At 56.9% G+C, this 22488-nt stretch carries 19 protein-coding genes and 1 tRNA gene; 2 read left to right on the forward strand and 18 right to left on the reverse strand.

Going from position 1 to position 22488, the window contains the following annotated elements; genetic code table 11:
• Position 1: 1 nt before the first annotated feature.
• The 3 genes from rpsF to rnr all read right to left on the reverse strand — a co-directional run bounded on the left by rpsF (position 2) and on the right by rnr (position 4084).
• Positions 2–343 (reverse strand): 30S ribosomal protein S6, encoded by a 342-nt coding sequence (rpsF, locus tag Y017_RS03180; RefSeq protein WP_011589468.1) that lies wholly within the window; start codon positions 341–343, stop codon positions 2–4.
• A 380-nt stretch (positions 344–723) separates the two neighbouring features.
• A complete protein-coding gene (gene rlmB, locus Y017_RS03185) occupies positions 724–1479 on the reverse strand; it encodes a 23S rRNA (guanosine(2251)-2'-O)-methyltransferase RlmB (RefSeq protein ID WP_011589469.1) in 756 nt (251 codons plus the stop codon).
• A gap of 148 nt (positions 1480–1627) precedes the next feature.
• Positions 1628–4084: a ribonuclease R gene (gene rnr, locus Y017_RS03190; protein WP_035458928.1), complete on the reverse strand. Its 2457-nt coding sequence runs from the start codon at positions 4082–4084 to the stop codon at positions 1628–1630.
• A gap of 102 nt (positions 4085–4186) precedes the next feature.
• Here rnr and Y017_RS03195 point away from each other — a divergent pair.
• Both Y017_RS03195 and Y017_RS03200 read left to right on the forward strand, forming a co-directional pair.
• Positions 4187–4273, forward strand: a tRNA-Leu gene (locus Y017_RS03195).
• An 86-nt stretch (positions 4274–4359) separates the two neighbouring features.
• Positions 4360–4602, forward strand: coding sequence for a hypothetical protein (locus Y017_RS03200; protein ID WP_035458878.1), 243 nt, complete (start codon positions 4360–4362; stop codon positions 4600–4602).
• A gap of 12 nt (positions 4603–4614) precedes the next feature.
• On the opposite strand, the gene Y017_RS03205 is transcribed toward Y017_RS03200, so the two are convergent.
• The 15 genes from Y017_RS03205 to Y017_RS03275 all read right to left on the reverse strand — a co-directional run bounded on the left by Y017_RS03205 (position 4615) and on the right by Y017_RS03275 (position 22480).
• Positions 4615–5307, reverse strand: a complete 693-nt coding sequence (locus tag Y017_RS03205; protein WP_035458880.1) for a hypothetical protein — start codon at positions 5305–5307, stop codon at positions 4615–4617.
• A gap of 60 nt (positions 5308–5367) precedes the next feature.
• Positions 5368–6966 (reverse strand): alkaline phosphatase, encoded by a 1599-nt coding sequence (locus tag Y017_RS03210; RefSeq protein WP_101235038.1) that lies wholly within the window; start codon positions 6964–6966, stop codon positions 5368–5370.
• 13 nt (positions 6967–6979) lie between these two features.
• Positions 6980–8542 carry an alkaline phosphatase gene (locus Y017_RS03215; RefSeq protein WP_035458882.1) on the reverse strand — a complete coding sequence of 521 codons (1563 nt, stop codon included), beginning with the start codon at positions 8540–8542 and terminating at the stop codon, positions 6980–6982.
• A 197-nt stretch (positions 8543–8739) separates the two neighbouring features.
• Complete coding sequence (locus tag Y017_RS03220) at positions 8740–10032, reverse strand: adenylosuccinate synthase (RefSeq protein WP_035458884.1); 1293 nt, start codon at positions 10030–10032, stop codon at positions 8740–8742.
• Between the two features lie 42 nt (positions 10033–10074).
• A complete protein-coding gene (locus tag Y017_RS03225) occupies positions 10075–11250 on the reverse strand; it encodes an ATP phosphoribosyltransferase regulatory subunit (protein WP_011589475.1) in 1176 nt (391 codons plus the stop codon).
• On the reverse strand, positions 11251–11457 hold the full coding sequence (locus tag Y017_RS03230) for a DUF2065 domain-containing protein (RefSeq protein WP_051428690.1): 207 nt from the start codon (positions 11455–11457) through the stop codon (positions 11251–11253).
• Positions 11458–11680: 223 nt separating this feature from the next.
• Positions 11681–12745 carry a protease modulator HflC gene (gene hflC, locus Y017_RS03235; protein ID WP_011589477.1) on the reverse strand — a complete coding sequence of 355 codons (1065 nt, stop codon included), beginning with the start codon at positions 12743–12745 and terminating at the stop codon, positions 11681–11683.
• Entirely contained in the window at positions 12745–13917 is a 1173-nt protein-coding gene (gene hflK, locus Y017_RS03240; RefSeq protein ID WP_035458886.1) for an FtsH protease activity modulator HflK, read from the reverse strand. The genes hflC and hflK overlap by 1 nt, the downstream gene beginning before the upstream one ends.
• Before the next feature lie 37 nt (positions 13918–13954).
• Positions 13955–15328, reverse strand: a complete 1374-nt coding sequence (gene hflX, locus Y017_RS03245) for a ribosome rescue GTPase HflX (RefSeq protein ID WP_035458888.1) — start codon at positions 15326–15328, stop codon at positions 13955–13957.
• 291 nt (positions 15329–15619) lie between these two features.
• Positions 15620–15901 carry an RNA chaperone Hfq gene (gene hfq, locus Y017_RS03250; protein ID WP_007149110.1) on the reverse strand — a complete coding sequence of 94 codons (282 nt, stop codon included), beginning with the start codon at positions 15899–15901 and terminating at the stop codon, positions 15620–15622.
• Positions 15902–16145: 244 nt separating this feature from the next.
• Positions 16146–17132 carry a tRNA (adenosine(37)-N6)-dimethylallyltransferase MiaA gene (miaA, locus tag Y017_RS03255; protein WP_035458889.1) on the reverse strand — a complete coding sequence of 329 codons (987 nt, stop codon included), beginning with the start codon at positions 17130–17132 and terminating at the stop codon, positions 16146–16148.
• A gap of 73 nt (positions 17133–17205) precedes the next feature.
• A complete protein-coding gene (mutL, locus tag Y017_RS03260) occupies positions 17206–19074 on the reverse strand; it encodes a DNA mismatch repair endonuclease MutL (protein WP_035458890.1) in 1869 nt (622 codons plus the stop codon).
• A 98-nt stretch (positions 19075–19172) separates the two neighbouring features.
• Positions 19173–20528 carry an N-acetylmuramoyl-L-alanine amidase gene (locus Y017_RS03265; protein ID WP_081737566.1) on the reverse strand — a complete coding sequence of 452 codons (1356 nt, stop codon included), beginning with the start codon at positions 20526–20528 and terminating at the stop codon, positions 19173–19175.
• A 6-nt stretch (positions 20529–20534) separates the two neighbouring features.
• Positions 20535–20963 (reverse strand): tRNA (adenosine(37)-N6)-threonylcarbamoyltransferase complex ATPase subunit type 1 TsaE, encoded by a 429-nt coding sequence (gene tsaE, locus Y017_RS03270; protein WP_011589483.1) that lies wholly within the window; start codon positions 20961–20963, stop codon positions 20535–20537.
• Positions 20960–22480, reverse strand: a complete 1521-nt coding sequence (locus Y017_RS03275; protein ID WP_011589484.1) for a bifunctional ADP-dependent NAD(P)H-hydrate dehydratase/NAD(P)H-hydrate epimerase — start codon at positions 22478–22480, stop codon at positions 20960–20962. The genes tsaE and Y017_RS03275 overlap by 4 nt, the downstream gene beginning before the upstream one ends.
• Between the last annotated feature and the right edge of the window lie 8 nt (positions 22481–22488).

The following is a 22488-nucleotide window of genomic DNA, read 5'->3' on the forward strand; positions in this document are numbered from 1 at the left end:
GTTAGCTGGCAGCCCCTTCCTTCTCGTCATGCTTCGCCAGCGGCGACGGCTCAGTAATAGCGTTGTCGCGACGAATTACGAGGTGACGGATTACGGCATCGTTAAAGCGGAAAGTGTTTTCCAGCTCGCCCAGGGTCTCGCCGTCACATTCGATGTTCAGCATCACATAGTGAGCTTTGTGGATCTTGTTGATCGGGTAAGCCAGCTGACGACGGCCCCAATCTTCAACACGGTGGATAGTGCCTTTGCCGTCGGTCACGATCGCGCTGTAGCGCTCGACCATAGCAGACACCTGCTCGCTCTGGTCCGGATGAACCAGAAACACAACTTCGTAATGACGCATGTTAGCTCCTTACGGTTGCGACGCCTCACGACGCCAATTCAGCTTCCCGCCGTGATCACAATCAACGCACGGTGAAGCAAGGAGACCTGCATCCCGGCCCGAAACCCGGGGGAGACGCAGGAAGCGCGCGATTCTATCCCATTGCAGGGGGCAACCTCAAGGCATATCCATTGCCATCTAGTCATCACGAACGCATGCGCGGATAAAATTCAACTCTACACACGTATAAAGAAAACGATGCCGCTCGCAACCCCCTGAAATAAAGGGGAAAACAATAACGGAACACGGCCATGCACACTCGAGCGAGGCGGCGGCAATAAAAAAGGGTTGAGAGTCGCAAGGGCGCGCCGCCGGAGCGTGGCCGGCAGCAACTTACTGCGTCATTCCACGCTGCGTTGAGCCCGCACCTGAAACAGCATAACCCCAGTAGCAACAGACACATTGAGGCTCTGCACTTCCCCAGCCATGGGTATCTCTAACAACTGGTCGCACTTATCACGGGTCAGGCGCTTTAACCCACTCCCTTCAGCCCCCATCACCACGGCCAGGGATTCCGGGGCCTGGAAGGTAAACAGGGACTCACTTCGTTCTTCTAAAGCCGTGCCAACCACCCAAACCCCTCGATCGCGCAGCTGGTCCAGCAGGCTAGCCAAATTACCAATCTCGTAATACGCCAGGCTCTCCGCCGCCCCAACCGCAGTGCGACATGCCACCGGCGTCAGGCCTGCCGCATTACGGCGCGGCACAATCACTGCCTGAACCCCGGCAGCATCCGCACTGCGCAGGCAGGCGCCGAGATTATGCGGATCGGTAACGTTTTCCAGAACCAGCAGCAACGGCTTGGCCGGCTTGCCGTCCAGCCACTGCAACAACGCGCTCTCATCTAAAGGGCGACGGGGTCGCGCCCGCGCCACGATGCCCTGATTCTGGGGCCCTGCGTGCTTTTCAAGCACCTCGCGCCGAGCTCGCTGGATAGCGATACCGAAATCTTTTGCTGCCTGCATCAGAGCAGCCAGACGCGGATCATCCCGGTCGGCCCGGGTATCCTGAACGAACAGCTCCAGCACTGCCTCCGGCCGATGGCGCAACAGCGCCTCCACCGCATGGAAGCCGGAATACATTAGGGGTTTATTCATAACGACGCCTGCACGCTAAACGCACCACGCAAGCACGCGATACGCAGTGAAAATGGAATCAAAACGCAGGAGCAGCGCTTAAGCCGCGCATTAATGCCATCAAGGCAATCTATTCGCGACCCAATCGACGCCCCTACGGGCAATGCCGTTAGCTTTTTTTGGTGCGGCGCGCGGCCTTTTTACCGCGGGGCGGGCCCTTGCGCTTGGCCTTAGCCTTGGGGATATCGCCCTTGGCCAACTTTTCCCGTTCGGACTGGCCCGACTCTGCCTTGCCGGCATTCCCAGAGCGCCCACCTTTGCCTCTGCCACCGGACGGCTTTTTCTTGCTGGCAGCTTTGGGCCGGCCTTTGCCGCTGGGGGTAAAGGACTCCAACTGCAAGTCAATCTTACGGTCTTCCGTGTGCACCGCCGCCACACAGACTGTGACCGCATCGCCCAACCCGAACTGGCGACCAGTACTTTCACCGGTGAGAGTAAGACTCACTTCGTCAAAGTGGTAGTAGTCGCTATCCAGGTTCGCCACATGCACTAAGCCATCAATATGCAGATCACTAAGCTGCACGAACAACCCAAAACTGGCCACACCACTGATGGTACCCTCAAACACCTGCCCCAGGTGTGCCTCCATGAACTGGCATTTGAGCCAGGACACCACATCACGGGTGGCCTCATCCGCACGCCGCTCAGTCATGGAGCACTGCTCACCAATGGCCACCATATCCGCCTGGTTATAAGGCAGGATTTTCTGACGCGGGATTTCCGGCAAATTGCCAGGGTTATCCACGTGATTCGGCTCACCATTGCTGCGAATCAGGAAGCGGATGGCACGGTGCACCAATAAATCCGGGTAACGGCGAATCGGCGAAGTGAAATGGGTGTACGCCTTGTACGCTAACCCAAAGTGCCCCTTGTTCTCGGCCTCGTACTTGGCCTGGCTCATGGTGCGCAACATCATGGTCTGGATCACGTTGCGATCCGGGCGCTCCAGAATTTCTTCGCGCAGGTCCTGGAAGACATACGGCTTTGGCGCCGCCCCTTCCGACCAAGCGATACTCAAGCCCAACCCACCCAGAAATTGCTGCAACTTGCTCAGGCGCTCTTCCTTGGGCGGCTCATGGTTACGGTAAAGCGCCGGTACACCGACTTTTTCCAGCAATTTAGCGGAACAGATGTTGGCGGCCAGCATGGCCTCCTCAATCATGATATGCGCCACATTGCGCTGCACCGGCACAATGGCTTCAATCTTTTTGTTCTCGTCGTAAATGATGCGGGTGTCATCGCTGTCGAAATCGATGGCTCCGCGCTCTGCGCGACGACGGCGCAGGGCCAAGAACATTTCATGGAACGACCAGATCATGTCCAGGGACTCATCGTCCAGGCTGGCCACGGTGTCCTGCGCCAGCTCGGACTCAGGCTCTTCAATAATCGCGCCGACCTTGTTGTAAGTCAGACGGTGCCGCGAGCGCATCACCCCTTCACGGAAAATAAACCGGGTGAGGCGGCCGTTGGCAGAAATCTTCATATCGCAATACAGGCACAGACGGTCCACATGGGGGTTCAGGGAACACAACCCGTTGGACAGCGCCTCCGGCAACATCGGAATCACCCGATTGGGGAAATACACTGAGTTGCCGCGCTTGGCCGCCTCCTGATCCAACTCGGAGCCTGGCTGCACATAATGGCTCACATCGGCGATGGCCACGATCAAGCGCCAACCACCGCGGGGACGACGCTCTACATAGACTGCATCATCGAAATCTCGGGCGGTTTCGTCATCAATGGTTACCAGCGGAAGATCACGTAGATCCACCCTGTGGGCCTTGGGCTCATGAGGAACCTTGTCACCGAATTTCTCAGCGGCGGCCTCCACCCCTTCCGGCCAAACATGAGGAATTTCAAAACGGCGTAGCGCCACTTCTACCTCCATGCCTGCCTCGTCCGGGGTAGCAATAATTTCTTCCAGTCGAACCAATACATGGTGGTCTCGGCTGGGGTATTGGGTAATGGTGGCACGGACATGATCGCCCGGATTCGGCTTGATGCCGTTTTTGTCTTCGATCAGGACTTCTTTGGTAATGCGGCGATTTTCTGGCTCAATAAAGCTGATTCCCGCTTCCCGGGAATAACGACCGATCACTTCGGTGGCCACCCGTTCGGTGATCTCAACGATGCGGGCCTCTTTCTTGCCAAAGCGGTTATAGCCCGCGTTGCTGACCAGCACCCGGTCACCGTCCATGACGTTTTCCATCTGCCGGGGCGCTAGAAACAGGTCGCCTTGCGTTTTGTCGTCAGGAATCAAAAAGCCAAAGCCATCTTTATGGCCTTGCACTCGACCGGCAATAAGGTCCATACGAGACACCACGCCGACTTTACCGTTGCGGTTCTGAACCAGCTGAGCGTCACGAAGCATGGCCTTGATACGACGATCCAGTCCGACTTCCCCCTCTTCATCCACTTCCAGTAGCTGAGCCAACAGCTCAAACGACAGGGGCTTACCCTGATCATTGAGCACATCCAGAATCAGCTCCCGGCTGGGAACGGGGTTCTCGTACTTTTCCGCCTCTCGGTCGGCATGGGGATCGCTATAGCGTTTCTTTGAGGTCATCGAAGGTTTTTTTGAAAAGGAATTTGACATTGGGCCATCATATACTAGAATGCACCCGCTTTCGCGATGAACGGCTAATAAATTTAGTCAATGCATAGCAAAGCCGAGGTGGTGAAATTGGTAGACACGCTAGCTTCAGGTGCTAGTGCTCGCAAGGGCGTGGAGGTTCAAGTCCTCTCCTCGGCACCAATTAAGAAAGAGGGCTCCCAAGCGGGGGCCCTTTTTCGTTTCAGCCCCGGCCTAGCCCCTCTCAATCACTGATAGCGCAGGTCAATATGACACTCCTTCGCCCCGTGATCGCTGCACTTGTGCTGGCCTGTGGCCTGGCCCTGGCCCCCGTGGCCACCTACGCCAAACCGGACAATACGGTGCAAGCCACCGAATCCGTCCACCCGGCCATTCAGCAGGCCGATGCTCACCGGGAGAAAGAAGCCCGCCGCAAACGCTACCTGCTGTTTTTCCCCATCGCCGTGGTCGGCGTCACCGTGGCACTGATTGTGATTACCCGCCGCAAATAAACGCCACCATACTCAGTGGTGGTGTGCTCCTCCCTGCATCGGCTTACCGTCTGCCTGATAGAAGCCACTGGCGCCATGCTCGACAAACCCCAGTGCAATCATTTTCCGCAGGAAAGAATCGGCTTCATTATCGCCAACATCAGCGAAATCGGTACTGGGCCATTCGCGCCACCGATCAAACGTATCACTCATTGATGCTCGCTGAAGAGACACCAGCTGCCATTGCTGGGCCGCATCCGCCACCCGGGCAGGCACGCCCGCCTGCTCCAGCCACAGCACCTGCCCATGCTCCCCATTCTGATATGCCCGCACCGGGCACCCCAACACAACGGCATCACCGCCTTCCACTCGGGCAAAGCCAGCCTCTTCAGGCTGCGGCCAGCCGGTTACACCCTGCCAACGGGTTTCCTTCCCCAACGCCCGCAGATCGCCTGCCGGATACCAGATGGAACGCTCATAGCCGGGAAAAGAGCGCAGCAGCGATGCACTTTCTGCTTCTTTCTTCCAGACGCTGATCACATCCCCACGCTGCCAGGCCACTTGGTTACCGGAACGATAAAAATCCACCTGGTGACGACCTCCTTCTGAGAAAACCTGATAACGGGCATGCAACACCTGCCCTTCTCCTTGAAGGGAACCGCCAACACATTGTGCGCAAGCCTCACTCGCCAGCACCAATCCCATCAACACCCATACGATTTTCATTTTTGCACTCCATAAAAAACGGGCCCCCTGACGGACGCCCGTAAATATTGCAGGGAGATATTATTCCGGCAACAAACCACCAGCGTGGGCCATTACGTGGAAGATCAGGCTTTGCTCATTGGTCCCCGTCAACAGATGCGCCCCAGGGCCTCGCGCCCAGACACCCACATCCTCCCCGGCATGGGTCTCGCTACCTAATGGCACCAGCGCTTCCTGGTGATAACCGGAAGCCTCGGTGTCCACCGCCGTCAAATCCTTACGGCCGACATCCGGGACACCGCCATAAACCGCGTCAGCGTCGGTTTCATTCCCCAGATCGGCAAAACCCAAACCATTGGTATAACCCAGTGTGGTATAGGGCATATTATCTGACGCCAGCGTCGGGGCGCTTTCCGGCTCACCGCTGCCATCATTGGTCACCACCTTACCGAGAATTGGATTCCCCCGAGTGGGGTAGCCCGCAATAGTGAACACATGGCTGTGGTCGGCGGTCACGATAATCAAGGTGTCTTCCGCATTGGTCTTGTCCATGGCAGCTTGCACCGCATTGGAAAACTCCACCGCATCGGTCAACGCGTTATAGGCACTGCCAGCATGGTGACCGTGATCAATACGGCCGGACTCCACCATCAGGAAATATCCGTCCTCATTCCGGGAAAGCACATCAATGCTTTTTTCCGTCATCTCTGTCAGAGAGGGCTCATCCTTGGCATTCGCAGTTCGGTCTGCGTCGTAGCTCATATGGCTACTGGTAAACAAACCCAGTACCTGCCCCACCGTGGCTGCATCCACCGCACCAAGCTCGGCACCGGTTTCCACATAGGACCCGGAAGGGTGTGCGGTTTTCCATTCTGCCGTCAGGTCGCGGCCATCGGTACGCTTACCGCCATCGGCGTTCGGAATAAAATGACGGCGACCGCCCCCCATCACCACATCTATACCATCGCCTACATCAAACGAGACCAACTGATCGGCGATATCCTTGCAACCACTGGTGGCTGCTTCTGCCGTCAACCCATCATCCGATTCCCAGTTACGTTCCGGGCTTTTCGCATAGGTTGCCGCCGGGGTAGCGTGGGTAATACGTGCAGTAGAGATGATCCCCGTGCTTTTCCCCATATCTTCCGCCAGCTCCAGAGCAGTCACCAGCTCCTTACCTTGACTGGAAGCACAATCAGCCCGCACCACTTCTTCACTGACACCGAGTACGCCAGCTTTGGTTTTTACACCGCTCATCATGGCAGTCATGGTGCCAGCCGAATCCGGGGTCTGCTGGTTGGTATTGTAGGTCTTCACCAAACCGGTGAAGGGCATTTTTTCAAAGCTGAGCTGGTACTCTTCCCCGTCAAGCCCCTGCATTTGCCCTGCCAGGATTCGCGCTGCAGTGACGGTGGAGATGCCCATGCCGTCGCCCACAAAAAGAATCACATTTTTCGCCGCACCCGTGGCGTTAACGACCTCTCGCTGGGCGGCAGCATCCACCTTCGCTTCAGCTTGGGTGTACCACTCACTGGAAAGCTGATCACTACTGAAGGACAGCGAATTTTCCCCTCCGGTGTCACCACCACCAGCAGTGCCGTCATTGTTACTATCGCTACCACCACAGCCGTAGAGCAGTGTCGAGGCCGAGATTGCCAGAACCAAAGATTTCATTTTCATTGTCATGCTCCTTTTATTCGGCCGGGGTCAGCGCTGTGGCGCGGGTCATGATATGGAACAAGGCGTTCTGCTCCATGTTGCCCTGCACCAGCCAGGAATCAGCACCGATAGCGTGCAGGGAAATGTCTTCACCCGCGTGGGTTTCAGAACCCATGGGCACAAGCGCTTCCTGGTGATAACCCGGCGTTTCAGTATCCACACCGCTCAGATCCTGACGACCACTCAGGGGTGCGCTGGCATAACGCGCATCAGCATCGGTTTCCGCGCCCAAATCCGCATAGCCAAGGCCATTGGTATAACCCAGCGTGGTGTAAGCGTTGCCGTCGGCATCACCGGTGGGAGCCGCTTCCGGAGCGCCCGCGCCATCATTGGTGACGACTTTGCCCAGAATGGGATTGCCTTTGGTCGGGTAGCCGGCAATGGTAAAGACATGGCTATGATCTGCCGTCACCAGAATCAGGGTTTCATCCAGATCCACCTTGTCGACCACAGCCTGAACCGCGTCGGAAAATGCCACTGCATCGTGCAGAGCATTGTAGGCATTGCCAGCATGGTGAGCGTGGTCAATACGGCCGCTTTCCACCATTAGAAAATAGCCTTCTTCATTTTTTTTCAGCACATCAACGGCCGCGACCGCCATGCTGCCAATGGTGGGCTCATCCGCACCACTGGCCTGCCGGTCTGCGTCGTAACTCATGTGAGAAGAAGTGAACAGGCCCATTAGCTTGTCGACATTGGCCAGGTCTGCCGTGGCCAACTCATTACCGGTTTCTACATACAGGGCTGAGCTATCAGAATCCTCATAGCGGTCCTGCCATTCCTGTGTCAGGTCACGGCTGTCCGCACGCTTGCCGCCATCGGCAGCAGGAAGGAAATGGCGCCGCCCTCCCCCCAGCACCACATCGATACCGTCGCCTAAATCGTAGGACACCAACTGATCCGCAATATCCTTGCAGCCATTGGTTTTTGCTTCATCGGTAAGGCTGTCATCGGATTCCCAGTTACGCTCCGGAACATGGGCATAAGTGGCGGCCGGCGTAGCATGAGTGACCCGGGCAGTACTCACCACCCCGGTTGACCGACCAGTGGCTTCCATCAGGTCCAGAAAGGTGTGCAGCTCGTTGCCCTGGGAAGAGGCGCAATCGCCACGCAGGCCATCACTACTGATATTGATCATGCCGGCTTTATTCTTGATCCCGCTCATCATGGCGGTCATGGTGCCAGCGGAATCCGGGGTCTGCTGGTTAGTGTTATAGGTTTTGACCAGCGCGCTGTAGGGGAACTGTTCGAAAGACAACAGGTTCTCTTCCCCATCATTGCCATCCAGCTGCCCTTGCAGGATTCGCGCAGCCGTTAGGGTGGAAATCCCCATGCCGTCACCCACAAACAGGACCACGTTTTTAGCTTTTACGTCATTGCGTTCCTGAGCCATTTTCTCAGTAACCTGAGACTGACCATCAGCAAACCACTGGCTGGATGTCTGATAAGAGGGCACGGACACGCTGGCGCCATGAGCAGCAGTAACAATCCCTGCTGCAAGGCCGGTCAGCGCCACCCGCAAAATGCGTTTGGACATGACAAATCCCCGATATTCGATGAATGAACGAGACACCATCTAACCGGGATTTTGTTGCATTTTGATCACAGGGAATCGACAACTTTGTGATTTGTGAACAGGCTTCAATTATTAGGAGAAAGAATTTGAACGAGGGTTAAAAGCCATAAAAAAGGCGACCGAAGCCACCCTTTTTGTCGTTCCTTTACGGAAACTCGTTACGAAAACGGGTGCCGCTTGATGATGGTTTCCACCCGGTCCGGGCCAGTGGAAATAATGTCGATGGGCGCGCCGGTGATTTCCTCGATGCGCTGCAGGTAAGCCTTGGCGTTGGCCGGCAGATCGTCTTCCGACTTCACGCCCAGGGTGGATTCACTCCAGCCCGGCAGGCTTTCGTAAACCGGCTTCACTTCTTCGTAGCTATCCGCATCCCAGGCGCACTCCAGCGAGTTGCCGGCCGCATCCTGGTAGCCCACACAGATGTTGATCTCTTCCAGGCCATCCAGCACATCCAGCTTGGTTAGGCACAGGCCTGTAATGGAGTTAATCTGGATGGAGCGCTTCAGCGCCACCGCATCGAACCACCCGCAACGGCGAGCACGGCCCGTGGTAGAACCAAATTCGTGCCCCTTCTCGGCCAGGTAGCGGCCATTCTCGTCGAACAACTCAGTAGGGAACGGGCCACTCCCCACCCGGGTGGTGTAGGCCTTGGTAATACCCAGCACATAATCTAGGTACAGAGGACCAAACCCGGTGCCGGTAGCGGTACCGCCAGCGGTGGTATTGGAGCTGGTGACATAAGGGTAGGTGCCGTGGTCGATATCCAGCAGGGTGCCCTGGGCTCCTTCGAACATGATATTTTCGCCGCGCTCACGGGCGCCGTGCAGCACCGCCGTCACGTCAGTCACCATGCTGCGAACGTCTTCGCCCAGCTGCAAGGTGTCATCCAGGGTTTTCTGGAAATCCACCGGCTCGGCATTGTAATAGCTGCGCAGAACAAAGTTGTGGTAATCCATCACTTCGCCCAGCTTAGCGGCAAACAGCTCACGCTGGTACACATCACCCAGGCGCAAGCCCCGACGAGCCACCTTGTCTTCATAGGCCGGGCCGATGCCCCGGCCCGTGGTGCCTATTTTCTTGTTGCCACGGGCCGCTTCCCGAGCCTGATCTAGAGCCACGTGCACAGGCAAGATCAGCGGGCAGGAGGCGGACAAACGCAGGCGATCGCGAACAGGAACACCCTGATCTTCCAGGCCACCAATTTCCTTAAGCAAGGCTTCCAGAGAAAGCACCACGCCGTTACCGATCAGGCACTGCACATCTTCACGAAGAATGCCTGACGGAATCAGGTGCAGGACCGTTTTCTTGCCATCGATCACCAGGGTATGGCCGGCGTTATGGCCACCCTGAAAGCGGGCGACCAATGAGGCCTGATCGGTAAGCAGATCGACGATTTTGCCTTTGCCTTCATCACCCCACTGGGTGCCGAGAATGACTACGTTCTTACCCATGATTGCTTGCTGCCATCTATTCAGGAAAAAAGAAATTCGGTTTTAGAGGTCGGTCACAACCCAACCATCGGCCTGAGCAACCAGACGACGCTGGCACCCTAGTTCAGCCGGATCATTATCTGCACCGGGAAGGGCCAGCACCACACGCTCGCCCTGCTCACGAAGAGCCGCAACCCTAGTCGCGAACGCGGCGTCCTGCAGCGACCCTTCAGCCAGAATACCGGTAAGCGCGGCGGATTGCGCACGCTCAGCCAGCATCTTCAAATCCGCACTGAAGCCGGTGGCCGGGCGGGCCCGACCAAATACTTCACCAATGTGATCGTAGCGACCGCCCTTGGCCACGGGCTCGCTCTCACCGGGCAAATACGCCGCAAACACACAACCGGTGTGGTAGTGATAACCACGCAGCTCACCCAAGTCCAGGTGCAGCCGCACCCCTCGAGCGCCGAGCACATCGGCCAGCACCGCCAGCTCATCCAATGCCGCTAGGGCGCCAGAGAAGTGGGACAATAACGCACGGGCCTCATTGAGCACCTCCACGCCACCTGCTAACCAAGGCAAGGCGGCCAAGGCCTTGGCCGCAGGCGCAGGCAAATCATGGCTGGCAATAAAAGAATCCAGCTCTACCCGCGCTTTGCGCACATAGATATCTTCCAATTGGTTCTGCTCAGTTTCGCTCAAATCACAGCCCTCGAGCAGACCACGGAACAAACCCACGTGGCCCAAATCCAGTACCACCTGTTGCTCGACGCCTGACAATGCCAGCGTTTCCAGCAGCAAGGAAATCACCTCGAGATCACTGTCTGAACCGGCGTGACCAAATAGCTCTACGCCCAACTGATAGGGCAGGCGCGTGCCACCGGCGACCACCGGCCGGGTGCGCAGGGCGCTGGAGCAGTAACAAAGACGAGAAGGTGCGTTACGGCGCAAGCTATGGGCATCCATACGCGCCACTTGCGGGGTAATATCCGCACGAACGCCCATCAGGCGCCCGGTGAGCTGGTCGGTAATCTTGAAGGTTTCCCTCTCCAGATCACGGCCACCGCCGTTCAGCAAGGATTCCATAAACTCAATCAACGGCGGGAAAACAAGTTCATAACCCCAACGCTGATACAGATCCAGCGTCTGCCGACGCAGCTGCTCGATAGCCCGGGCGCGACCCGGGAGGACCTCTTCTACCCCGTCGGGCAGTAGCCACTGTTCTTCCTGATTCATCATTTACGACCGCATCAGTAATAACAAGCCCGCACCCAATACCATGAGTACCAGCCCTATAATTCGCAGCAGGCGACTATCCAGACGCGCCACCTGAAGGGCCGCGCGACGGGCTCGGCCAGGCGCAAGAAACAACGGAATGCCCTCGATGACCAACACCAAACACAGTGCTTTGATCAACACGCTTCCGCCATTTAACAACGCGTCCATGGTTCCCGCCAGACAGCCACAAAAAAACCGAACCCTCAGGCTCGGTTGCCGCATTCTATCATGGTCTTCCAGCGCCAGATAGGCTCAGGATAGACGAGCCTCGCCAGCAACGGCTGCCAACACAAATCGATAAAACAAACAACAAAAGCCCCGCACAAGGCGGGGCTCTGTGATAGGCCCGGTGCCGCAGGGGCAAACCAGACGCTATTTGAACAAAAGGCCGTTAAGGTGCGCCCTTCGCCCCTTTCATGTAGCGGAAAAAGTCGCTATCCGGCTCCAGGATTAGCACATCTTCCGGCTGATCGAAACTTTCCTTATAGGCTCTCAAGCTACGGTAGAAACGGAAAAATTCTTTATCCTGATTGTAGGCTTCGGCATAGATTGCCGCTGCCTGCGCATCCCCTTCACCGCGAGCGCTCTGAGCCTTACGGTACGACTGGGCCAATGTTTCAGTGCGCTGGCGGTCTGCAGAGGCACGGATTTTTTCCGCTTCTTCACGACCCTGTGAACGATGAGCCGCAGCATCTCGCTGACGCTCAGCGCGCATACGGTCGAATACTCGCCCGCGAACCTGTTCCGGCCAGTCCACCTGTTTAACACGGATATCCACCACTTCAATACCCAGATCTTCCAAGGTCGACTTGTTTACTTCAGCACGAACCTGATCCATCAACGCCTCACGTTGATCATTGGCCACACTATCTACAGCAGGCTCACTACCCTCTTGCTGACCGGCTCCCGCTCCACGCAACACCGACTCATCCAGTTGGTCGGTGGGCACTTCCACGGTTTCGCCAGTGGTCGGGTCACGGAGGATAGCCGTATCGCCCTCCACCTTTTCCACGTCACTTTCGCCGGCCACCACCTGAAAGACGGTACGTGAAGCGAACTCGTTGCGCAGGCCTTCGTTCACACGAGGGTCCAGCAGTTCACGAGCACGGCGCTCCATTACCTGAGGATTGGAAGAACCGCCCCCCACACTAACGATGTAACGCTGCACATTACTGATGCGCCAAATAACAAAGGCATCAACATTCAGCAGTTTTTTCTCAGCGGTAAGGAAAGACTGGGTAGGTACGTCATAGACCAACGCACGCCCATCCACTTTCACCACTTCTTCCACCATAGGCCACTTGAAGTAAAGACCAGGCTGGATATCGGTCTTCTCGATCCGACTAAACTGCTTGAGCACGACCTTTTCTTTCTGGTTTACGATGAAAAAAGAGTCCATCGCCAAAAGAGCCAGCACACCCAAGGCCAGTAGCGCCATCCATCCACGATTATTCATTAGCGCAGCTCCTGGTTACGGTTGTTGTACAAGCTGCGGCCGCTACTACGTCCGCTGCCGCCGTCATCCGCACCGGCGCTGGAGGTGGTGCTGGACGCTGAAGCCCCGGGGTTTTGAGCCTTGGTCTTGCCGTCGCTATTCTTCATCAGCTTGTCCAATGGCAAGTAAATTAGGCTGTCGCCCTTGTTCACATCGACCATTACCTTGCTGGTATTGCTGAAGACCTGAGTCATGGTTTCCAGGTACAAACGTTCGCGAGTCACTTCCGGAGCCTTGCGGTACTCAGTAAGCAAATCGGTGAAGCGGCTGGCATCACCTTTGGCTTCATCAATAACCTGCTGTTTATAAGCCAACGCCTCTTCTTCTATCCGCTGAGCTTCACCTCGAGCCTGGGGAATCACTGCATTGCTGTACGCTTCCGCTTCTTTCTTGAAGCGATCTTCATCTTCCTTGGCCTTAGACACATCATCAAAGGCGTCACGCACAGCATCCGGCGCTTCGGTTTTATCCAGTACCACTTGGCGTAGCACCAAGCCAGTGTCGTAACGGTTTAAATAGTCATCCAAGCGTTCGCGCACCTGTACCCGGATCGCCTCACGATTATCCTTGAGCACATCATCCATAGACGACGACCCCACCACGTGGCGTAACGCCGAGCTGGTAGCGTGCTGCAGAATTTCTTCAGGCTGCGCCACTTTCAACAGGAACGGGCGCGGATCAAGCACCTGATACTGAACCTGCAAGGTCACACTGACGATATTGGTGTCCTTGGTGAGCATTTCTTCGGTAATTTCGTAGCGACGGTTCTGCCCCACGTCCACCTTCTCGAACTGCTCAAAGATAGGCGCTCGCCAGTTCAAACCCGGCTCCACGATACGATCGAACTTACCAAACTGCAGCACCACAGCACGTTCACGCTGGTCCACTTGGAAAAAGCCCATCAGGCCATAACCAATGGCGACAATAACCAACGCGATAACCAGCATCGGCCAAGGCGACCCTCCGCCACTGCGGCTACCACCGCCGCCGGCCTTGTTACCTTTATTGCCGAAAACATTATTAATCTTGTCTTTCAGGTTCTTCAGGGCTTCATCTAGGTCCGGCGGCCCCTGGTCGCCACCACCACCCCAAGGGTCCTTCGGCTTATTGCCGCCGGGTTCATTCCACGCCATGTAGATCTCCAGTCCGCCAAAGCCAAAGGGCTCCAGCCTAATGATGACTCGCGTTTGTCGAGTGTTCCGAATTGTAGGAAGGGGCGCCCTCAGCTGCAACCGCAGGTGCCGGAATTACCAGCTCTTCCTCTTTTAAACCTTGTTCGCGAAGCAGGCGTTCAAAATGCACCCGATTCACATTAACACGCAGCAACATATCGCCATTGTTGCCGGTTTGCTCTTCAAGCACTTCGCCGGCTTCGTGCAAACGCGCGCGCAGACGCCCCGCTGAAGCGGGCAGCCGCACCCAGCAATCCACCCAACCAGCAGCCAACCGCTCTGCGATCGCGTCAAACAGCAGATCGAACCCATCGCCAGTTTGCGCAGAAACCCACACTCGCCAAGGCTGGCCGTGTTCATCACGCTCCAGTCGGGGAGGCTGGTCCAGATTATCGACCTTGTTATAAACATGCAGCACCGGTAGCTTATCGCCACCAATTTCTTCCAGCACCTCATTCACAGCAACCACATTACTGTCCCGCTCTTCCGCACTACAGTCAGTCACGTGCAGCAACAGGTTAGCGTTCACGGTTTCTTCAAGCGTGGCTCGAAATGCCTGCACCAACCGGTGCGGCAAATGCCGGATAAAACCCACGGTATCTGCCAAAATGGCCGGCCCTACACCCGGCACTTTTACTTTGCGCAACGTCGGGTCCAAGGTAGCAAACAATTGGTCTGCCACATACACATCACCCGTAGTAATGGCATTGAACAGGGTCGACTTGCCCGCATTGGTATAACCTACCAGAGAAATTAGCGGAGTTTCCGACCGTTGCCGGGCGCGACGCCCTTGAGCGCGCTGCTTACGCACTTTTTCCAATCGCGATTCGATTCCGCGAATACGATCACGCAATAAACGGCGATCCGTTTCCAGTTGTGTCTCACCAGGGCCGCGCAGGCCAATACCGCCTTTTTGACGCTCCAGGTGGGTCCAGCCTCTCACCAACCGAGATGACAAGTGGCGAAGTTGCGCCAACTCCACCTGCAAGCGCCCTTCATGGGTTCGAGCCCGCTGAGCAAAGATATCCAGAATCAAACCGGTGCGGTCCAGCACTCTGCATTTCACTACCCGTTCCAGATTACGTTCCTGACCCGGACTAAGGGCATGATTAAACAGCACCACATCAGCCTGATGCTCACTTACCATGGCCGCCAATTCATCGGTTTTTCCAGTGCCGATAAATAATGCTGGATCAGGCCGGTCTCGTTTGCCCGTCAGCTGGATAACAGGCAGGACACCGCTGGAGGTCACCAAATGATGGAATTCATCCAGATCTTCACGCCCCATAGCATCAGGCAGCTCCAGATGAACCAAAATAGCGCGCTCGCCGGCTTCGGTGCGTGTTTGTTCTGTACGATCAAATAAGTCCATAGGATGCGGATATGGGGACAGGTACCCCCAGTTTAAACCAGGAAGGTGGTGGAAAGGCAGGAAATGCATCGTGTTCTTCTTGGATGAGAAAGAGCAACATGATTCTAGCCATCTCACTGCTTATACAAGCGTCCAGCCCCTCCCAAAGGATAGGGGCTGGAATCGGTCACTAAACCACGCAGCACGAGTGGCTGACGTAACATTTCAATACGTCAGCTAAAGAAGACAGAGCACAACGCACAGAGCCACCCGAAGGCAGCCCTGTATAATGAAGCGAATAAAACAAACAGGTTACTGGTTGCCGTACCCTTCATCGGCAGCTGGCGCAGCAGTAGCACCCGCAGCCATAGCCGGGTTGCCCGTTGCGCGCGGATTGCGGGCCGGAACCACGGTAGAAATAGCGTGTTTGTATACCATTTGGCTTACTGCATTTTTCAACAGCACGACATATTGGTCAAAAGATTCAATTTGACCCTGCAGCTTTATCCCATTTACCAGGAAAATAGAAACCGGAATACGCTCTTTACGCAGCGCGTTCAGGAAAGGGTCTTGTAGCGAGTGCCCCTTTGACATGGTAGATCTCCTTGAAATAACAGTAAAAAGTAGCGCCCAACACTTCGGGCAATCAGCGCGATGCCGCCGCAAAGCCGTGCCTAATCAAGCACAGCTTCAACCCAGTGTGCCACCGGGCCAATTTTGTCAACAGTCAGCATAAAAGGTTCCGAATCCCGCCCCATCCATAGCCGCGACACCTTCCCAGCAATGCCACACACCTATGCAGTCATTGCATTATAAACTAAAACGCATGCTTTCAGAGCTAACTAAACACAGATTTACAGTTCTTCGCAAGCAATCCAAACAGAGCGTCTCGTTGTGACCGATCATTACTGTCGAACCACTGTAGTTCCGGCCATTTCCTCAACCAGGTAAACTGCCGTTTAGCCAATTGCCGGGTGGCAATAATACCCCGCTCCACCATGCTATCGTAGCCGTACATACCATCCAGATATTCCCACATCTGGCGATATCCCACGGCCCTAATACCGGGTAAATCTGCATTCAATTGGGGCTGCTGTCGCAACGCCTCTACTTCCTCCTGCAAACCGGAATTCAGCATTGCGCGAAACCTTAATGCAATCTGTTCATGGAGCCAGGCTCTATCCTGCGGCGCTAGGGCCGTGCTGAGCACAGGATAGGGCAATCCGCTGAACTGACTTAATCCATCCCGGCTCTTTGTTAGCGTTTTATCATGCTCCGCATGAAACGCAGCCAACGGTCTGCCGGTTAGACGAAAGACCTCTAGCGCCCTCTGTAACCGCTGCTTATCCGTGGGCTTGAGCCGCGCCGCGGTGACCGGGTCCACCTCAGCCAGCGCCTGATGCACCGCCGGCCAGCCCTGCGCATCGGCCAGTGCTGCAATCTCGGCACGCACCATCGGATCCGCTTCCGGCAACGGAGCCAACCCCTCCACTAAGGCTTTGAAATACAGCACCGTGCCACCCACCAACAACGGCAATTTGCCGTTGTTGTGGATCTGTTCAATGTGCTTGAGCGCATCGGCGCGAAAATCCGCAGCGGAATAGGGCTCGGTAAGATCACGAAAACCCAGCAACCGGTGTGGCGCCAATGCTAGCTCTTCTTCAGTGGGGCGCGCCGCACCAATATTCAAGCCCTTATACACCAACGCCGAATCCACATTGATAATGTCGATGGGTAGCGTCTGCGCCGCCTCAATCGCCAACGCGGTTTTACCGGAGCAGGTGGGCCCCATGAGCAATAAAATAGGCAGAGACGCTTCAGGCATCACGCTGACACGCGAAAGACCGCGTGCCCTCCACGTGTTGCCTGCTTGGGTGTCGCGTGCAAGCGGTCATGGTTCATTGCCCCCGCATGAACAGTCGATCCAGATCCTTAATACTCATCTGGGTCCAGGTGGGCCGGCCATGGTTGCATTGGCCGGAACGCTCAGTGGCTTCCATATCACGCAACAGCGCGTTCATTTCTGCAATGGTGAGGCGGCGATTGGCACGCACACTGCCGTGGCAGGCCATAGTAGACAGCAGCTCATCGAGCTTTTGCGCAATGCGTTCGCTGCTGCCTTCGGCCAGCAGGTCCGATAGCACATCTCGCACCATGGATTCGCTGTCGCCATTACGAAGAAGGGCCGGCACTTCGCGCACCACCAGAGTCTCCGGCCCAGCACGCTGAACCACAAACCCCAGCCTGGAAAAGACCTCCGGCTGCTGCTCAGCAAAGTCCGCCTCCCGGGATGACACCGCCAGCGACACCGGCACTAGCAACGGCTGGCTACGCACCTTGTCTTCCGCCCAGCTCTGCTTGAGCCGTTCGTAGGTAATCCGTTCGTGGGCGGCGTGCATATCCACCACCACCATCCCTTGCTCGTTCTCCGCCAAAATAAAAATGCCGTGCAATTGCGCCACCGCATACCCTAATGGCGGTACGGTTTCATTTTCGTTGGCCGGCGGCATTACCGCCGGCGCCGACTCACCTACATGCCCACGGACCAACGCCCCATAAGCATCCGCCTGACGTGCGCCCTGGCCATAGCCGAACACGCCTCCCCCCGTGGAAGGATAAGCCTGCCCGGCAGGATGAGACAGGGAGCCCCCCGAGCCCGTCGGCGAAGTCAGCGACATATTACCCTGGCTCGGCGCCATGGCTGCATCCATCCCTGCAGCTGGCCCGCCTTCATCGGCCACTGAACCCGCCAGTTCCTGGCCGGGCCGCACCCCGGCAATGACACGGTGCAGCGAGCTATACAAGAAACCATGCACCATGCGCTGCTCGCGGAAACGCACTTCGTGCTTGGTGGGGTGAACATTCACATCCACCATGGCCGGATCCAGTTCCAGAAACAGCACATAGGCTGGATGGCGGCCATGATAAAGCACATCCGAGTAAGCCTGACGCACCGCATGGCTAACCACCTTGTCCCGGATGACCCGACCATTTACATAGAAATACTGTAGGTCCGCCTGGGACCGGGAAAAAGTGGGCAGCCCCATCCAGCCATGCAGCCGCAAACCATCACGCTCCACATCCACCGGTACCGCCTGCTCAATGAAGCCCTTGCCACACAGCTTGGCCACCCGCGCTGCCCGCAAAGTGTCATCCAACCCAGCAGGCAGCTGGTGAATCACTTTCTGGTTATGGGTAAGACGAAAAGCGGTATTGAATTCGCTCAGGGCAATGCGCCGGAACACCTCTTCGAGATGATTGAATTCCGTTTTTTCGGTGCGCAGGAAACGACGCCGCGCCGGAGTATTGAAGAACAAATCGCGCATGGTGACGGTGGTGCCACGGGGATGCCCTGCCGGCGATACTGACGGCGCCATATCACGCCCCTCCACGGTCACCTGCCAACCTTCCGGCTCCCCCTCCACATTACTGGCCAGACTCAACCGGGAGACAGAACTGATCGCCGCCAGAGCCTCACCGCGAAACCCCAACGTGCCAATGGCTTCCAGATCATCAAGCCCCCGGATTTTGCTGGTGGCATGGCGCGACAGAGCCAGCGGTAAATCATCGCGCTCGATGCCACTGCCGTTGTCGCGTACCCGCAGCAGTTTCACCCCGCCCTGCTCCACATCCACACTGATGGATTCCGAGCCAGCGTCCAGCGCATTCTCCAGCAGCTCTTTGAGCACAGACGCGGGGCGCTCAACCACTTCACCGGCGGCAATCTGGTTAGCAAGGCGGGAATCAAGCAGCTGAATTTTGGACAAAACACACCCTTTAGGAAATTATCTGACCCGCCACACCGCACCCAGCACGTTTGGAAATTAGCGTGCCAGCATGGCGCGTATTGCGTGCAAGCGGAATGTCACGAACGGGGAATTTTCAGTACCTGGCCGACCATAATGCGATCGCCATCCATGCCGTTAGCCGAACGAATCGACTGCTCAGAAACACTGTACTGCCGAGCAATTTCCGACAGTGTATCACCGGGCTGAATTCGATACTCATCGCCCTGCTCCCGTCGTTGAGCGGCATACCAGCTATTAGGTGCTGGATGGCTACGAAAATAGGCATCAATCCCTTTGAGCACTGAACGAGCCAGCTTGGTCTGGTGAGCTGAAGAGCGCAAATTACGCTCTTCAGTGGGGTTGGAAATAAACCCGGTTTCCACCAGGATCGACACCATTTCCGGCTCTTTAAGCACCGCAAAACCTGCCTGCTCCACCTTGTCGCGGTTACCATGCAGCTTGGTGACTTTACCCATTTCCAACAGCACCTGCCGGCCAAGATAAAGACTGCCGGCCATAGAACCGTTCATCTGCAGATCCGCCAGCACACTGTAGAGCGAGCTGTCGTCTTTCTCTTCTTCATACACCCCGGCCACGCGGTCCGACTCGTTGGCTATTTTGGCCAGATAGCGGGCCCGAGCACTGGTGGCCCCCCGGTTGGACAGGGCAAATACCGAAGCGCCATTGGCGCGGGCATCGGTGAAAGCATCCGCGTGAATAGAAACGAACACATCCGCCCCGTGCTTTTCCCGGGCAATTTTGCGGCGCTCCACCAGCGGCACATAGTAATCGCCATCACGCACCATCACCGCCCGCATGCCGGCTTTCTCATTCACCATCGCCTCTAGCTTTTTGGCAATCTGCAGCACAATGGTTTTTTCATAGGCCCCACTGGGCCCGCGGGCACCGGGGTCTTCCCCACCATGGCCGGCATCAATGGCCACAACCATTAATCGCTGGGCTTTGGGCTCAGCCGACTTTTTCGACTTTTCCGGCGTTGGCTTACTATCGTTAGCGGTCGCAGTGGTGAGCTCTTTATCGAACAGGTCAACCACCAAGCGCCAGCCATGGGGCTCAATGGGTTTCAGCAGGTTAGTACGGGTGCGCACGGACTCGTTCATGTCCAGCACCACTCGGGTTTTATCAGTGTGTTTGCCGACCCGGATATTGGCAATCGGGCTGCTGGCGTAGTCCAGCGTTTTCACATCAAAATCCAGAGCGGCGTTCTGCAGATCCAACACAATACGATCCGGGTTGGCCAGCTTGTCGAGCTTGTGGTCCACCGGGCCGGGCAGATCGAATACGATCCGAGTGTGATCCGGAGCCCGGTGCAGGCGTACGGAATCAATCGTGGTCTGGGCAAACACCAGTGAGCTCCAGCACAAAGCCAACAGAGAAAGAAAAGCTACCGCTACAGTTTTCCGCATTGTCATAGGCGTTTAATCGCTACCCCATTCCAGGGTCGCTTTTCGTCCGTGGCCATTCACGGCCAGTGTAATGGTCAAATCCGGTGCTGGCACCACGCCTGCTCCGCGTTCCGGCCACTCCAACAGACACAGCGAGCCAGCATCGAAATACTCCCGTACGCCGATCAACTCCAGTTCTTCCGGATCCGACAGACGATACAGGTCAAAGTGATAGATATGGACGCCCCGAATCTCATAGGGTTCCACAATAGTATACGTCGGACTCTTTACCGCTCCGTTATGCCCCAGGCCACGGAGGATACCGCGAACCAGGGTGGTTTTCCCCGCCCCGAGATCGCCTTCAAGATAAACGCAGCCGCCCGCCGCCAAGCGGTGGCCCAATTCAGCCCCCAGTGCCAGCGTTGCCGCCTCATCCGCTAATGCGTAGCACTCCACACTCATTGGCGACCGACTCCTTGCGGCAATCCATAATTCAATTGTTGGCGCAGGGCCGGGAGCAAATCGGTGGCTAGCAAGCCCCTCTGACCCTGCGCTGCTGCACAACCATCGGCTGCCCGGGCGTGCACCATAGCCCCTAGCCGAGCCGCATCAAACCCACTCAGCCCCTGGGCACGCAGGGCTGCGATTACGCCAGTCAACACATCCCCCATGCCTCCAGAGGCCATACCCGGATTACCATCGCGAATCAGTGCCCGGCCCAGCCCCGCGGCCGAGTCACCCTGCACCAAGGTCCCCAACCCCTTAAGCAGCACGGTGCCACCATAGCGGGCGCAAAGGCTTTCCAGCGCGGCAAAACGATCTTGCTGAATCTCTGCGGCGGTGACGCCCAACAGGCGGCCCGCTTCGCCCGGATGCGGGGTAAGCACCCAGTCTGCAGTGCCAATATCGGGCTGGCCGGCGATCAGGTTCAATGCATCCGCATCTACCACCAACGGCTTGCCTGCCGACAGTGCCGCCGCCAGCAACTCCCGGCCCCAAGCGTCGCGGCCCAGCCCCGGCCCAATGGCGATCACCGTGGCCGCGTCCATTAACTCAATGGCCTCTTGTGCCTGATCCACCCCGCGCACCATAATTTCCGGTTGCCGAATCAGCGCCACCGCCACATGGGCCGGGCGGGTAATCAGCGTCACCTTGCCCGCGCCGCAGCGCGCCGCAGCCTGGGCACTCATAACCGGGGCGCCAGCAAAACCGTGATCGCCACCCATCACCAACACATGGCCATAATCGCCCTTGTGGCCATCCACTCGGCGGGCCGGCAGGCACTGCTGCAATAGTTCAGCAGACGGACTCACACTGTCCGGTTGCACTTGAGCATAAATATTCCGGCTCACCTGCAGGTCAAAAAAACGCAGCACACCGCAATGCAAAGGGCCTTCGCCGGTGAGTAGGCCACGCTTGAGACCTATAAAGGTACAGGTCATTTCAGCCTGCAACACCGCGCCCAGGGGCATGCCGCTATCGGCACTCAACCCAGAAGGAACGTCCAACGCCATCACGGGAATCGACAAGGCATTCAGGGCACGTAACAACATCGCCACATCATCACGCAGCGGGCCTTTGAGACCAGTACCCAGCAGGCCATCTACCAACAGATCCGCCCCATGCGGCAAGGCGTCGGCGGTGAGCGCCTGCATGGGAACGCCCGCCTCTTGGCAGCGCTGAGCCATGGTCAGGGCATCGCCCTTGAGCTGATCCGGCGCAGAGGTAAACCATATCTGCGGTTGCAGGCCAGCCTCTGCGGCCAGCCGAGCCACCACATAACCATCACCACCGTTATTGCCGCCGCCACACAATACCGCCAATGTGCTCACTTGCGGCCAGCGTTCGCATAGGGCATCGAACGCCGCTTGCCCTGCTCGCTCCATCAAGTCGGCACCCGGGGTGCCGGCAGCAATGGCTAGGCGATCCAATTCGCGGGTTTGCGCCGCGGTGTATAAAGCAGCAGGTAGCTCAGTCACCTGTTATC

The sequence above is a fragment of the Alcanivorax sp. 97CO-5 genome, assembly GCF_000524665.1.
In the GTDB taxonomy this organism is placed as follows: domain Bacteria; phylum Pseudomonadota; class Gammaproteobacteria; order Pseudomonadales; family Alcanivoracaceae; genus Alcanivorax; species Alcanivorax borkumensis.

What these genes read in the sequence shown, in the direction of transcription:
- rpsF (WP_011589468.1), bottom strand. Translation starts at nt 343, where the DNA reads ATGCGTCATTACGAAGTTGTGTTTCTGGTTCATCCGGACCAGAGCGAG.
- rlmB (WP_011589469.1), bottom strand. Translation starts at nt 1,479, where the DNA reads ATGAATAAACCCCTAATGTATTCCGGCTTCCATGCGGTGGAGGCGCTG.
- rnr (WP_035458928.1), bottom strand. Translation starts at nt 4,084, where the DNA reads ATGACCTCAAAGAAACGCTATAGCGATCCCCATGCCGACCGAGAGGCG.
- Y017_RS03200 (WP_035458878.1), top strand. Translation starts at nt 4,360, where the DNA reads ATGACACTCCTTCGCCCCGTGATCGCTGCACTTGTGCTGGCCTGTGGC.
- Y017_RS03205 (WP_035458880.1), bottom strand. Translation starts at nt 5,307, where the DNA reads ATGAAAATCGTATGGGTGTTGATGGGATTGGTGCTGGCGAGTGAGGCT.
- Y017_RS03210 (WP_101235038.1), bottom strand. Translation starts at nt 6,966, where the DNA reads ATGAAAATGAAATCTTTGGTTCTGGCAATCTCGGCCTCGACACTGCTC.
- Y017_RS03215 (WP_035458882.1), bottom strand. Translation starts at nt 8,542, where the DNA reads ATGTCCAAACGCATTTTGCGGGTGGCGCTGACCGGCCTTGCAGCAGGG.
- Y017_RS03220 (WP_035458884.1), bottom strand. Translation starts at nt 10,032, where the DNA reads ATGGGTAAGAACGTAGTCATTCTCGGCACCCAGTGGGGTGATGAAGGC.
- Y017_RS03225 (WP_011589475.1), bottom strand. Translation starts at nt 11,250, where the DNA reads ATGATGAATCAGGAAGAACAGTGGCTACTGCCCGACGGGGTAGAAGAG.
- Y017_RS03230 (WP_051428690.1), bottom strand. Translation starts at nt 11,457, where the DNA reads ATGGACGCGTTGTTAAATGGCGGAAGCGTGTTGATCAAAGCACTGTGT.
- hflC (WP_011589477.1), bottom strand. Translation starts at nt 12,745, where the DNA reads ATGAATAATCGTGGATGGATGGCGCTACTGGCCTTGGGTGTGCTGGCT.
- hflK (WP_035458886.1), bottom strand. Translation starts at nt 13,917, where the DNA reads ATGGCGTGGAATGAACCCGGCGGCAATAAGCCGAAGGACCCTTGGGGT.
- hflX (WP_035458888.1), bottom strand. Translation starts at nt 15,328, where the DNA reads ATGGACTTATTTGATCGTACAGAACAAACACGCACCGAAGCCGGCGAG.
- hfq (WP_007149110.1), bottom strand. Translation starts at nt 15,901, where the DNA reads ATGTCAAAGGGGCACTCGCTACAAGACCCTTTCCTGAACGCGCTGCGT.
- miaA (WP_035458889.1), bottom strand. Translation starts at nt 17,132, where the DNA reads ATGCCTGAAGCGTCTCTGCCTATTTTATTGCTCATGGGGCCCACCTGC.
- Y017_RS03265 (WP_081737566.1), bottom strand. Translation starts at nt 20,528, where the DNA reads ATGACAATGCGGAAAACTGTAGCGGTAGCTTTTCTTTCTCTGTTGGCT.
- tsaE (WP_011589483.1), bottom strand. Translation starts at nt 20,963, where the DNA reads ATGAGTGTGGAGTGCTACGCATTAGCGGATGAGGCGGCAACGCTGGCA.